The organism is Amycolatopsis nalaikhensis (assembly GCF_030264295.1).
GTDB lineage: Bacteria > Actinomycetota > Actinomycetes > Mycobacteriales > Pseudonocardiaceae > Amycolatopsis > Amycolatopsis nalaikhensis.
Window position 1 is genome coordinate 1393112 of sequence record NZ_CP127173.1, and the last position, 12990, is coordinate 1406101.

A 12990-nucleotide genomic window follows, 5' to 3' on the forward strand; every position below is an offset into this window, starting at 1 on the left:
CGTGTCACTGACGCGCAGGGGTTCGCGGCTCATCACGGTCGACGGCACCGGCTACCGCTGGACGGTCCGCCCCAAGCCGACCTACTCCCAGGGCCTCGGCTCGACAATGACCTTCGCGGTCGAACTCGCCGACCGGCCCGGCGCCACGCTCGTCGTCGACACCGGGCGGCCGCGGCCGGACAACTGGCTGCACCTGCCGACCGATCCCGTCCGCCCGGCCGAAGTCGCCGACGCCGTTCGCGCCGCCCGGCGCACGGGCTTCGACTTCACAGCCCGGCCAACACCTCCGTCAACGCGGCGTGGGCCTCGACGAGTGACGGCCCGTACCAGGTGAGGTGGCGGCCCGAGACCAGGACGTACTGCGCGTCCGGGAAGTGGCCCGGCCCGTCCTCCTCGGTGAACAGGTACGGCTCGTCCGGCAGCACCAGCAAGTCCGCATCGGCCGCGAAGTGCGCGCGCAACTCCTCGACGTCCGGCCGCGGGTAACGCTCCTCCGAACCGGCGTAGACGTTCGCCACCCCGACGCGGCGCAGGACGTCACCGGCGAACGTGTCGCGACCCAGGACGATCCACGGCTTGCGCCACACCGGGACCACCGCGTGGAACCGCACCGGCCGGACCTCGCGCCAGACCTCCTCGGCCTCGACCAGCCAGTCCGGCTCTTCCAGCTCGTACGCCTGGGTCAGGATCCGCCGCAGCGAGCCCAGCGCGGCGGGCACGGTCGCCGCCGCGGCCATCACCCATACCGGGATCCCGTTGGCGCGCAATCGTTCCACGTCCTCGGGGCGGTTCTCCTCCGAGTTGGCCAGCACGAGGTCCGGCGCCAGGTCCAGGACCCGGTCGAGCTTCGGGTACTTCGAGCCGCCGACGCGCGGCACGTCCAGACCGGCCGGGTGGGTGCAGTAGTCCGTCGCGCCCGCCAGCCGTCCCGGCGCGCTGACCTCGACCGCCTCGGTCAGCGACGGCACGAGCGACACCACCCGCGCGACCGGCCCGTCGATCGGGACCGTCTCGCCCAGGTCGTCGACCAGTTCCGAGGTCCTCATGCGCGCTCGAACGACACCTTCCGCTTGTCGACGTCGACCGCGGTCAGCCGGACGGCGATCCGCTCGCCCGCGGTCAGCTTCTCCCCCGCGCACTTCGCCATCACCGTCGGGTCCTCGACGAGGATCTCCGCCTTGTTCTCGTCCGCGCGCAGCACCACCGCGCTGAACTCGCCGCCGATGTGCTCGGCCAGCACCCACGCCTCGACCTGGTCGATGCACGCGCGCTCGACCTTCGCGGCGAGCGTGTCCGAGGCCATCATGCGGTCCGGGACGTCCGCGAGCGCCGCCCGTACCCACTCCGGCACCTCGCGCCCGGCCGAGACGGCGAGGCAGATCTCCGTGGCGAACCGGTCGACCAGCCGCCGGATCGGCGCCGTGACGTGCGCGTACGCGCCGCCGATCCCCGCGTGCGTGGTGAGCGCGGGCAGCTCGCCGTCGAACGCCGTGTAGCCCGCGCCGCGCAGGAGTCTCGTCGTGTCGGCGTAGAGCGCCATCGACGCCGGCTGCCCGGGGTCGAGCTTCGCGAGGAACTCCGACACCGTCGTCTCCGGCGCCCACGCGATGCCCAGCGCCTCGGCCGAGCGGCGCAGCCAGTCGACGGCCTCGGGCTCCGGGTCGGGCAGCGTGCGCAGGACGCCGACTCCCGCGTCGATCATGATCCGCGCCGCGGCCATGCCGGTGAGCAGCGAGATTTCGGCGTTCCAGGCGTCGACGGCGGTGCGCGGGCGGCGCGCGAGCACCCAGCCGCCGTCCGGGTCGCCGCTGATCTCCTGCTCGGGCAGCTGCAGCTCGACGGCGCCGCGCCGCACGGCCAGCTCGCGCCGCGCCCGGCCCAGCTCGGGCAGCGCGGCCACCGACGGGTGCGGGTTCCCGGCGTCGAGCGCGGCCTGCACGGTCTCGTAGTCGAACTGCTCGGTCGACCGGACCAGAGCGCGGCGCACGCGGGTGGCCGTCAGCTCGCCCGCGTCGTCGGTCTCGATGGTCCAGAGCACCGCGGGCCGGACCTCGCCGGGCAGCAGGCTCGCCGCGCCTTCGGAGAGCACCGGCGGGTGCAGCGGGACGTTGCCGTCGGGCAGGTAGAGCGTCTGCCCGCGCAGCCGCGACTCCCGGTCGAGCGCGCCGCCGGGCGGGACGAACGCGGCCAGGTCGGCGATGGCGTAGTGGACGCGGAAGCCGTGCGCGGTGCGTTCGACGACCATCGCCTGGTCGAGGTCCTTCGCGCCGGGCGGGTCGATGGTGACCAGCGGCAGGTCCGTCGCGTCCTCGCGGGGACCGGCGCTCGCCAGCGGGTCCAGGACCGCGGCCTCCGCTTCGGCCAGCACCTCGGGCCCGAACGACTCCGGCAGCGAAAACTCGGCACGCAGGGGGCCGAAGTCCCCGCCCGCCGAGTGTGTCCTGATCACGAGGGGAGGCACCCCCCAACCCTAACCCCGCCGGGGCCCGATGATCGCCCGATCGGGCGCGCGCCGGTCGGGTGTACGTTACGGGACAATAATGAAAACCGTCTTCATTGCCAGAAAGGGATCCGAGACGTGAAGATCGCGTTCGTCGGCAAGGGCGGCAGCGGGAAGACCACGTTGTCGTCGCTGTTCGTCGCGTACCTGGCCGACGCCGGGCGGCCGGTGCTGGCCATCGACGCCGACATCAACCAGCACCTCGCGGTGGCGCTCGGCGCGACCGAGGAGGAGGCCATCGCGTGGCCGACGCTCGGCGACAACATGGCCCTGATCAAGGACTACCTGCGCGGCGACAACCCGCGGATCCCCGACGCGGCGTCGATGATCAAGACGACGCCGCCGGGCCGCGGGTCGAGGCTGGTCCGGCCGTTCGAGGACAACCCGGTGTTTTCGGCGTGCTTCCGTGAGCTGGGCGGGGTCCGCCTGGGCGTCACGGGCCAGTTCGACGAGGACGACCTGGGCGTCAAGTGCTACCACTCGAAGGTGGGGGCGGCGGAGCTGCTGCTGAACCACATGGTCGACGTCGACGGCGAGTACGTCGTGATGGACATGACGGCGGGAGCGGACGCGTTCGCGTCGGGGCTGTTCACGAGGTTCGACGTGACGTTCCTGGTGTGCGAGCCGACGGTCCGCAGCGTGGGGGTCTACCGCCAGTACGCGGACTACGCGCGCGACTTCGGCGTGCGGCTCGTGGTGGTGGGCAACAAGGTGACGGACGCGGAGGACGTCGAGTTCCTCCAGGACCAGGTGGGCGCGGCGCTGCTGGGCTGGATTTCGGCATCAGGGCACGTGCGAGCGGCGGAGCGCGGCGCGGCCCGCCCGATCACGGAGCTGGAGGCCCGCAACCTGTCGACGTTGCGGTCGATGCACGCGGCGGTGGACGCGGAGCAGCGCGACTGGGCGCGTTACCAGCGTCAGGCGGTGGAGTTCCACCTGCGCAACGCGCGCGCCTGGGCGGGCGCCGACCTCGCGGCGCAGGTGGACCCGGAGTTCGTCTTGGGACCTCGGCTGGCGGTTTAGTCGTCGTTCCAGGCGGCGTCGGCGGCGTCGGCTTGCCGGGTCCGTTCCTTGGCGATGTCCAGCGCCCGCCGGGCGGTGGCCTCGTCGGGGTAGGGCCCGAGCAGGTCGACGCTGCGGCTGCGTTCGAGGTGTTCGACCTCGTGGGTGCGGGTGTTGTAGTACCACCCCGGGTCCGGGTTCGGGTCTTTGGCCATGGAACAAGGTTCGCACCCGCGAGGCGGTCTGTCAGCGCTTGTACCGATAGGGGATCTCGGTGGGTTCCCCGGTGGGCCCGAAGTCCGGCGGGTCTTCGGGTGGTGGCTGTTCGGTGAACTCGTCGAACCAGCCGCGCGGAGTACCGCGGGGCGGGGTGTCGGGTTCGGTGCGCGAGGGCTGCGGGAGCGGAGTGTCCGAGCCGGGGAAGACGGGCCGAGCGCTCGGAGCGGGCGGCATCGTGCCGGGGCCGGGGAAGACTGGCCGCGCCGGGGCGGCGTGCCTTGTGGGGAAGGGCTGGGGGGTGGATTCCGGGCCTGGGAAGACGGGCTTGGGCCTGGTGGGGGTGGGGGCCCAGGGTGGGGTGGCGGCCGGAGGTTGCTGGTGAGACTCCGGGGAGGTGGGCGGTTGAGGTGCGGCGGGCTGGGCGACCGCGGGAGGCGGCGGCTGCGGCGGGGCAACCGGCTGCTGCGGCTGAGCTGAGCCCGCGGCCGGGGCGGGATGCGAGGCCATGGGGGCCTGCGGCGGGGCAATCGGTGGCTGAGCTGAGCCAGCGGCCGGAGCGGACTGCGAGCCCATGGCGGGCTGCGGCTGCTGCGGCTGCTGCGGCGGCTCGTGCGGCTGCGGCTCGTGCGGCTGCGATGAGCCAGCGGCCGGAGCGGGTTGCGAGCCCACCGGGGGCTGCGGCGGGGCAGCCGGTGATTGCCACGCAGGAGGCTGCGACTGGGGCGCGGCCGAAGCCGGTGCAGCTGACTGCGCGTCGACGGGCGGCTGCGGGGGTGCAGCCGCGGCTGGCGCCACAGGCTGCGAAACCTCCGTCGAGTACGGCGCAGGAGACTCCGCACCAACCGGCGGCTGCGTGGCGGCAGGTGGCGCGAAGGGCTGCGCGCCCACCGGCGATTGCGGCTGCGGCCTGTCCGCAGGCGGCGCAACTGCAGGTGACTGCGGCGCCTCGGTCGAGGCTTGCGGCTCGTCCGCAGACGGAGAAACTACCGGCGAGGGCGGCGCTGGCGGCTCTTCCGCAGGCGGCACCGACCCGGATGCGGATCCCGACTCGACCGGCGCGGACTCTTCCGGCAATGCACCAGCGGGAGACTCCGGCGCGGCGGGCTCCGCTGAGTGCCCACCTCCAGAGGGCTCCGGCGCGGCGGGCTCCGCTACCGGTCCACCCCCAGAAGACTCTGGCTCGACCGGCGCAGACGCGGCAGATTCTTCCGTCTGCGCACCACCAGAGGATTCCGGCTCGACCGGCGCAGGTCCCGCCTCCTCGGCGGCAGCCAGCTCCGGCTCGGACGCAGCGGAAACCCCCGCCTCCGAACCAGCAGACGGCTCGGGCACGGCCGCGGATTGCGACTCAGCCGGAGAGTGTTCGGCAGGCACTGGCCCGGACGCGGATTCCGGCTCAGTCGGCGCACCAGCCGTGGGCACCTTCGGCTCCGGCTCGGAAGCAGGCGGCGCGGACTGCGATTGCGCCTCAGCAAACGGTTGCGCGCCCAAGGCCCCCGCCTGTGGAGCGACGGGCGGCGTTTGCGAGTGTTCGGCGGGAACTTCCGCCTCCACCGCAGCCGACTGCGGCACAGCTGGCGTCTCCGGCGCGCCGACCGGCGGCACAGCGCCGGGCTGCACATCAGCAGACGACTCAAAAGCCGACCCAGCCGGGGAGCCACCAAACCCGGCCTGAGCCCCGGCAGGCGAAACAGAAGGCGGCAAAGGAGCAGCCGTCTGCGGAACCCCGGAAGGCATCGTCACCGGCCCAGCCTGAAAATCAGGCGCAACCGGATGAACAGGCCGTTCCTCGAACGGAGCCGCATGCCGAGCCGGAGACGAAGTCCACCCGGACGGCTCCGGAACATGCTGCTCAGGCGTCCCCGGCACCGCCGACGCGGGAGGCGGATGCGGCACCGTCCGCCACACCGGGGCCGGACCGATGTTCATCGGCGCGGGCGCCTGCCCAGGCGGGGCGCCGGGCGGGGGCGGGGCCGGTCGCGCCGCGGGCTTCGGGATCGGGTCCAGGCACGACACCAGCACCGTCGTGTTCTCCGGGTCCTCGACCTTCCTTCCGCTCCGCTCGCGGTAGACCATCTCGCCGTCGGCGTCCATCTCGACCAGGTAGCCCGCCTCCGCGAGCTGCTCCTCGTCCAAATCCTCCAGCCGCTCGTACCGCGATGGCACCACCCGGTAGATCGGCCAGGCCAGCGACGCGTGCTCGGCGTGGAACTGGGCCAGCAGCGCCGCCATCTGCTGCTGCCATGGCAACGACATCCCCTCCGCCAAGGATCGGGGCAGCACGACGTACCCCGCGTCCACACCCGGGTAGCCCTGGCTCAGCTGGTCGGACAGGGGCGTGCTGGACGCGGGGCGAGCCGACTGCCGGGGCGGCTGGGGCGCGCCGAACAGCGTCGCCGGGTCGCGGGGCTCTCCGCCGCCGGGCTTGCCTCGCCTGCCGAATTTCCGTCCCACGTGCTCATCCTCTGCCAGTACGCGGCCGCCTGCTCGTGGAAGCGCCGCGACGTCGGGTGAATCGGCCGATTCGTGTCAAGGCCCTCGCGACCCATGCTAAACGCCGGGGCGGACCGCCTGCGGCACCACTTCGGCCTCGTCGAACGAGAACGGCCGGGTGTGCACCGGCACGCCCGTCTGCTGGGCCTCGACGACCTTGCCGTCGCCCAGGTACATCATCACGTGGTGGATCGTGTTCGGGTTGGACGGGTCCGTGGCGAGGAACAGCAGGTCACCGGGCTGCGCCTCGCGCACCGGCAGCATCGCGCCCGCCCGGTACTGGTCGCGGGACACACGCGGCAGGATGATCCCGGCCGCCTCGTACGCGCGCAGCATCAGCCCCGAGCAGTCGTAGGAGTTCGGCCCTGTGGCCCCCCACACGTACGGCTTGCCCTGCTCGCCCAGCGCGAAACTGATCGCCTTCCCCGCGGCCTCGCTCGGCGGCAGCAGGTTGCCCACGCCGGTGCCGCAGGCGACGACGTCGACGACCTGGCCGACGTTCTCCACCAGCGTCGCCGCCATCGGCTCCCACTTGTGGTAGCGGTCCGGGAACCCCGAGCGCTCGACGGCCTGCGCCGCGTCGCCCGGCCGCTTGTTCTCCCAGTCCGGCACCGCGAGGAGCACGTCGTAGAACTTGTTGACCTGGTACGGCGGGTTCGTCACCTCGGCGACCGAGCCCCAGCCCATCGACGGGCGCATCTGGAAGATGCCGAGGGAGTCGCGGTCGCCGTAGGTGAGGTTGTGCAGGCCCGACTCGGTCATCCCGGCCTGGATCGCGACCTGCCACGCGCGCGGCGCCAGCGACCGCTGCTTGCCGATGGAGATGATCAGCGCGACGATGCCGCGCTGCTCGCCGTCCAGCTTGGACGCGTCGATCTCGCCGCGGTCGCCCTGGCCGGGCTGCGTGGGCCCGACCGAGGCGTCGCAGCTGGTCAGGGACACGCCGCGGGCCTGCGCCTGCTGGTTGTCAATGACGACTTTCGCGGCGACCGCGGTCACGACGAGGGCGCCGATCGCGACGAACACGACCAGCCCCAGCCACAACCCCAGGCGCCGCACCGTCAGCTCGCCTGGTCGTAGTCGGCGACGCGCCAGCCCGCGTTGGTGGTGACGACCGTGATGCTGAGCTTCGGGCCGTCGGTCGGGATCGTCAGCTGCACCGAGCTGGTGTAGGACGTGCCGACCACCGGCTCACCGGTGACCTTCGTGGCCGGGATGTTCGCCGGGTCGACCGACGCCATCACCGGCAGGTACTCCTCCGTCGTGTACGGCTTGAGCTGGGCCAGCCACTGCTCGGACGTGATGCCGGCGGGATGGTTGACCCAAGCGGCGGCCCACTCCTTGGCGACGCGGACGGCGTCGCCGTTCGGGGCGGCCGTGGTCGGGGTGGCGAGCGGCGCGGACAGCCGCGTCGGCAGGTTGGACGTCGGGCCGGGCGCGGCGACGCCCGGCGGCGTCGTGTGGATGGACGTGGTCGGCCCGGTGCTCGGCGCCGCTTTGGCCTGCTGCTTGCCGACGACCTTCGGCAGCACGACGCCGAGGGCGGTGATGAGGATGGCCAGGAAGACGAGCGTCCCGACGAGGTGGCGGGGCGAGCGCAGCGGCCAGCCCCACAGGCGGCGGTAGACCGCGGCGCGGCCGCGGTTGGTGCGGATCGGCATCGGTCACCGCCCCATGACTTGGTCGGTGTCACGGGGTTCTTCCCGCACTTCGATGCCGCGCGAAGGCCGGTACAGCACGAAAACAGGCTTCCCGGCAACGACTTCGGGATCGACCCGCCGCGGCTGCGCCCGAACACCGGGGGTGCGCGGAGCGTCCGGCGGGACGTAGTCGCTGAAGCCGGACTCAGGGGCGCGAAGGTGCGAAGGCACGACGACGGGCTCGGGTTCATCGCTCCACCGCCGATCGGCGACGGGCGAGGTGTCGACGCGACGGCTTTCCTCACCCCGCAGCACCGGACGTCCCCCGGCGCCGACGACGACGTAGTCGCCGGGATCGCCGTTGGCGGGGTTGTACTGGCCGAACACGGGCGAGCCGGGACGGCCACCGGAGGGCAGCGCACCGGCGGAGCCCCCGCCGATGGCCCCCGGCCAGGCCCCGGACCAGGCCGCGGCCGGCCGGGACGCGCCGGAGGTGTTGTCGAGGCGCTGGGCGTTGGCGAAGATCGTGGCCTCGGGCCGGAAGCGCCCGCCACCGGCGGTGGCCCCGAGCGGACCGCGCTGCTCCCCGTCAACGACGTCGTCGGTCTCGCGGACGTGCTGCCAGAACTCGTCCTGCGGGGTGGGGCCGTTCTTGTGGCGCCGGAAGCGGGAGAAGATCCCGCCGCCGGGCGACGGAACGGCGGCGCCGACCATGCTGACCGACATCTCGACCATCTGCCAGAGGCGGCGGACGGGGCGTCCGACCATGAACAGCAGCACGGTGATGAGCCCGGCGAGAACCATCTGCGTGAGCATGTTCAGCGAGTTGCCCGCTCCGAAGATCGCTTGGAGCAGCAGCATGTGCACCCCGGCGAGGACCGACAGGACGATCAGGTTGAACGCGACCCCGCCGGCGACCTTCAGCACGCGGTGGAGGATCTGGGGCTGGATCAGTGCGATCAGCCCGATCAACGGCGCGGTCAAGGCGAGCAGCCGGATCAGTACCTGCGCGAGCAGGATCGACGCCTTGGCCAGCAACTGGAACAGGGAGTAGACCAACGCCTGCCCCAGCGAAAGGAACCCGGCACCGGTGCGCCCGCCCGCCTCGCCCGTGAAGTAGCCGGTGGCGGGGCCGAGCTTGGTGGAGATGTCCTTGTACGCGGCCTTCTTCGAGTCGACCAGGCCGGCATCGGCGTCACCGCCCTGCTGGATCTGCTCCCACGTGAAAGCGCGGGCGTCCAGCAACGGCGCGCCGTACTGCTGCGCCTGCGGTGAGGTCGCGGAACCGAACTCCCCGCGAAGCCAGTTCTCGTAGACGATCTGGCAGTGCAGGTCGGTCGGCAGGATGTCCCAGGTCGGCCGGCCCGCCGTCGTTCCCTTGTTCTGACAGGTGATCTGGGCCGGGGTCGGGCTCTGCGCAGGCGGCGCCGACGGCGGTCCGGCGTCGACGAAGCCGGCCTGGATGTTCGTCGTGGTCTTCACGATCGCGTTGTCGATCGGATCCAGATAGCGCAGCAGCGCCAACGACGATGCGGCCAGCCAGACCGCGGCGAGTCCGTAGAGCGCCCGCTTGCTCACGGCGGCCAAGTCGCCGCGCCAGATGTTGCGGAACATCATGATCGACATGATCAGCGCGACCAGGCCGAACAACTGGGCGTAGATGTTGTTGTAGATCTTGTCCGCGCCCGCCTTGACCGCGTTGTACAACGGGCTCAGCAGACTGCCCTGCAGAACGGTGTAGTGCAGAGAGTTGGTGGCGCCCACGATGTTCTTGCCGATGTTGAACAGCTGGTTGCCGGCCCAGGTGTCGAGCGACGCGCTCGGCGAACCGAGCCCCGACAGCGGGCTGCAGTCGGTTTCGAAGGTGTCCCAGACCATGCCGGCGTAGCCGTAAGCCCGGTACGGGCTGAAGCCCTCGCCGTGGGCGCTTTCCGGTGGGTCGATGGCACCGACCATCCCCGCACCCGGACGTTCCGGGTTCGGGGCCTCACCACAAGCCGCCGCGCTGGCGGCCGGCGCCGTCGCGATCGCCTGCAGGCCCAGCACCAGCATCACGGCGAACATCGTCGCCTTGCGGCTCGGTACTCGGCGGGCCGAGCGCGGGCCCTCCTTGATCCGCCGCTTGAGCGAATGCCATCCCGCGGCCAACGTCAGCAGGACCGCCAGCGTCAGCAGGGTGCTCATGCGGCGTCCCGGCCGGTGCCGCCCTTTCCGCCCGTTCGCGCGTGCTGCTGGCCGTTCGGCGACTGGACGCCGCCCTCGACCTCGCCTGTCTCCGATGCCAGCGGGTCCGGTGCGCCCAGGAGGTTCTCGTCGGCCAGGCCGACCTCCAGTTCCGCCGCCAGCTCGAAGTCCTGCTCCAGCTCGATGTCGTCCTCCGGTGGGGACGCCACGAACGGCTTCTTCTCTTCCGCGGGCAACGCCAGCTCGTTCCCGGGCCGCCGCGTGGGGGCCGCGTCCTTCGAACCCGGCGTTGTGTCCATGACCGCCCTCAGGTGGTCCAGGTGCGGGCCCGAGAAGTCGACGCGGATGCGCTCCACGCCTCCGGCGCCGTCGCCGAAGATGAACTGGCGCGGCTCGACGTCCCGCTCGAGAAGGCCCCGCTGCGAACCGGGACGACGGCCCAAAGCCGCGACGACCTGCTCGTACCCGACACCCACCGGCACCTTCAACAGGCGCAGAGCGTCAGCCTGAGCGTCGTCGTCATCGAGGCGGCCCACGAACACCGAGTCCAGCAGCGCCACGAAACCCTGGATCTTCAAGAAGTCCGCCGGGATCTGGGACGACAGCAGCACCCGGACGTTCCACTTCCGCGAGTCACGCGCGAAGCGGTTCATCAGCACACGCCCGGTCGGGACTTCCGACAGGAAGAACGCCTCGTCGATCCAGACGCCCTTGCGCATCTCCTTCGGCTTCTCGTACACCGACCGCTGGGTCAGCCACGCCGCCAGGTTCAGCATCTCGACGCCGAGGCTCTCCGCGTCCGTCCAGTACTCGCGCGGCACGCCGTCCTTCGGCAGCGTCAGCCCCGCCATCGTCAGGACCGTCAGGCGGTCGTCGCGCGTCTCCGAGTACGGGTCCGCGTCCGTCTCCGGGATCAGCAGCGCCATCCGCTCGCGCATCTCGTCGAGGAAGTCCGCGACGACGCCCGCGTGCTCGTGGTGCTCCGACGAATCCCGCCTCAGCGCATCGATTACCTGGCCAGGGTCCGCGTCGAACCGGCCACCCACGGCGCGGACCGCGCGCAGCAGCACGATCCGCGTCTGCGCCATGCGCGAGACCTCGTACGGCAGCACCCCCGTCAGGACGTCCAGCACCAGACGCCGGCGGGTCGCACCCGCCAGTGCCTTCTCCCGGCGCCACGACCGCTCGGGGTCGTCCTCGTCCATGAAGTGCTCGATCTGCGGCTCGGCGACCACCCGGTACGGGTTCAGGATCCCCGGCTGCGCGTTGAGCAGGTTGATCGGCCGCGCGTACGGGCGCAGCTCCGGCAGGTCGCACAGCCGCGACAGCGGCCCCGAGGGGTCGAGGATCGTCCAGTTCGCCCCCGCGCGCAGCGTCTTGTAGACGATGCCGCCGCCGAGGAACGACTTACCACCACCCAGGCCCGCCACCATCGCCGTCAGGCCCGAGCCGTCGCGGATCTCCTGGGCCATCCACGGGTCCCAGGCCACCGGGCGCCGCGTCGCCGTGCACGTCTCGCCCAGGAGGATGCCTCGCCGGTCGCCGACCTCCGCCGTCGCCGTCGGGACCGCCGAGGACGCCCACACCACCGAACCGCGGCGCATGTACGCCGCCGACGCCAGCGGCTCGCCCGGGATGAACTCCCGGGCCATCGCGTACTGCGCTTCGGGGTGCTCGATCGCGATCTTCGGCTTGTACAGATCCAGCAGCTGCTGGGCCAGGCGCAGCGCGTCGCGCTCGGTCGGGCCGGACACCGCCAGCCGCCACCACGACCGGACGCGGGTGGCCAGCGCGGTGAAGCCCGACGTCATCTCGTCGTCGATCTCCAGCACGCGCCCGGCCTGGCGCGACAGCGACTGCGGTGGCTCCAGCTCGTGCTCGTCCGTGTAGTGCTTGACCTGCGAACGGACCTTGTTCATCTGCCGTTGCAGTTCTCCGGCGACCTCTTCGGGTCGCCGGACGTAGATGCGCGCGGACACTTCGACCGCGGCGGGCAGGCGGTCCGCGTGCTGGATCCACGGGTCGTCGACCTCGGGAATCTGCAGGCCGTGCATCTGCCCGACGGTCAGGATCGCCAGGTGCCGCGAGACGCCGGCGTTGGAGCCGGTGCGGCCGCGGACGGTCACCGTCGGCGCGTACGGCTCGGCGTAGAAGTCGGCGGCGTCGGTGAAGCTGGCCAGGTCCTCCGGCTCCCACGCCGCGCCCGGCACGGCGGGCATGTTCCGCGGCGCGGGCAGCCCCAGCGAACAGGACCGGTGCATCAGCCAGGACATCTCCTCGGCGTGCACCGGACGGCCTTCCAGCCCGGCGCTGCCGATGACCTGGTCGAGGTGCTCGACCTCGGAGTCCAGCGCGGCCAGTTCGGCGTCGACGGCCTCGGGCAGGATCTTGCGCAGCACCGGCGCGGCCCGCTCGACCGCGCGGTCGACCATGCGCCGGGTCTGCACCTGGACACCCAGGTAGACCTCTTTTTCGGCCATCGAGCGGCCCATGAGCTGCTGCTGCTCGCCGATCAGGTAGTCGTCGAACGACAGCGCGCCCGGGACGTCGTTGGGGCGGCCGTGCGCGTTGTAGACGTGCGCCTCGGCCCACATCCGGATCGGGTACGGCCGGTTCGTCACGCGCAGGTGCAGCCAGCGGCCCTGCAGCTCGGCGTACTGGCCCGCGATGGCCGCGATCAGGTCGCGCCGCTGCGAGTCCGAGCGGAACGACCAGCGCTGCGGCGCCAGCCGGTACCAGGCGTAGACCTCGAACCCGGTGCGGACCAGGTGCCCGTCGATGCTGCGCACGGCGATCGACGGGGTGTACGCCGGAATGGCCTGCTCGCCGGTCAGGCGCCGGCCCTTGCCGCCCGAGCCGTTCCGCGGCGCGCGGACCTGCTCGGGCGCCTGCCACGCGCCCGTGTGTGCGTCCCGACCCTGTTTTCCTCGGCTACCGCCGCGACCGAACAAC

Annotated in this window: 9 protein-coding genes; 2 read left to right on the forward strand and 7 right to left on the reverse strand. The window is 72.0% G+C overall.

Annotated features, from left to right (window positions below; all coding sequences use genetic code 11):
* The first annotated feature begins 1 nt into the window (after position 1).
* Positions 2 to 334 carry a hypothetical protein gene (locus QP939_RS06560; RefSeq protein ID WP_285455662.1) on the forward strand — a complete coding sequence of 111 codons (333 nt, stop codon included), beginning with the start codon at positions 2 to 4 and terminating at the stop codon, positions 332 to 334.
* On the opposite strand, the gene QP939_RS06565 is transcribed toward QP939_RS06560, so the two are convergent.
* Together QP939_RS06565 and QP939_RS06570 are read right to left on the reverse strand one after the other, a co-directional pair.
* Entirely contained in the window at positions 267 to 1046 is a 780-nt protein-coding gene (locus QP939_RS06565) for a helical backbone metal receptor (RefSeq protein ID WP_285455663.1), read from the reverse strand. The two genes, QP939_RS06560 and QP939_RS06565, sit on opposite strands and share 68 nt — an antisense overlap.
* Positions 1043 to 2449, reverse strand: a complete 1407-nt coding sequence (locus QP939_RS06570; protein WP_285455664.1) for an RNB domain-containing ribonuclease — start codon at positions 2447 to 2449, stop codon at positions 1043 to 1045. The genes QP939_RS06565 and QP939_RS06570 overlap by 4 nt, the downstream gene beginning before the upstream one ends.
* A gap of 129 nt (positions 2450 to 2578) precedes the next feature.
* On the opposite strand from QP939_RS06570, the gene QP939_RS06575 reads away from it, so the two are divergent.
* The gene (locus QP939_RS06575) at positions 2579 to 3523 is read left to right on the forward strand and encodes an ATP-binding protein (RefSeq protein WP_285455665.1); all 945 of its coding nucleotides are present in this window, start codon (positions 2579 to 2581) and stop codon (positions 3521 to 3523) included.
* Here QP939_RS06575 and QP939_RS06580 read toward each other — a convergent pair.
* From QP939_RS06580 to QP939_RS06605, 5 genes are all read right to left on the reverse strand, one after another.
* Positions 3520 to 3717, reverse strand: a complete 198-nt coding sequence (locus QP939_RS06580; protein WP_285455666.1) for a hypothetical protein — start codon at positions 3715 to 3717, stop codon at positions 3520 to 3522. The two genes, QP939_RS06575 and QP939_RS06580, sit on opposite strands and share 4 nt — an antisense overlap.
* A 2554-nt stretch (positions 3718 to 6271) precedes the next feature.
* Positions 6272 to 7258, reverse strand: coding sequence for a C40 family peptidase (locus QP939_RS06590; protein ID WP_434219672.1), 987 nt, complete (start codon positions 7256 to 7258; stop codon positions 6272 to 6274).
* Positions 7259 to 7275: 17 nt separating this feature from the next.
* On the reverse strand, positions 7276 to 7875 hold the full coding sequence (locus QP939_RS06595; RefSeq protein WP_285455668.1) for a hypothetical protein: 600 nt from the start codon (positions 7873 to 7875) through the stop codon (positions 7276 to 7278).
* A 3-nt stretch (positions 7876 to 7878) separates the two neighbouring features.
* Positions 7879 to 10038 (reverse strand): magnesium transporter, encoded by a 2160-nt coding sequence (locus QP939_RS06600; RefSeq protein WP_285455669.1) that lies wholly within the window; start codon positions 10036 to 10038, stop codon positions 7879 to 7881.
* Positions 10035 to 12989: an ATP-binding protein gene (locus QP939_RS06605; protein ID WP_285455670.1), complete on the reverse strand. Its 2955-nt coding sequence runs from the start codon at positions 12987 to 12989 to the stop codon at positions 10035 to 10037. Before QP939_RS06605 ends, QP939_RS06600 begins: the two co-directional genes overlap by 4 nt.
* Position 12990: the final 1 nt, after the last annotated feature.

Excerpts from the sequence above, each read along its gene's own strand:
- QP939_RS06565 (WP_285455663.1), bottom strand. The coding sequence starts at position 1,046 with ATGAGGACCTCGGAACTGGTCGACGACCTGGGCGAGACGGTCCCGATC.
- QP939_RS06595 (WP_285455668.1), bottom strand. The coding sequence starts at position 7,875 with ATGCCGATCCGCACCAACCGCGGCCGCGCCGCGGTCTACCGCCGCCTG.
- QP939_RS06580 (WP_285455666.1), bottom strand. The coding sequence starts at position 3,717 with ATGGCCAAAGACCCGAACCCGGACCCGGGGTGGTACTACAACACCCGC.
- QP939_RS06600 (WP_285455669.1), bottom strand. The coding sequence starts at position 10,038 with ATGAGCACCCTGCTGACGCTGGCGGTCCTGCTGACGTTGGCCGCGGGA.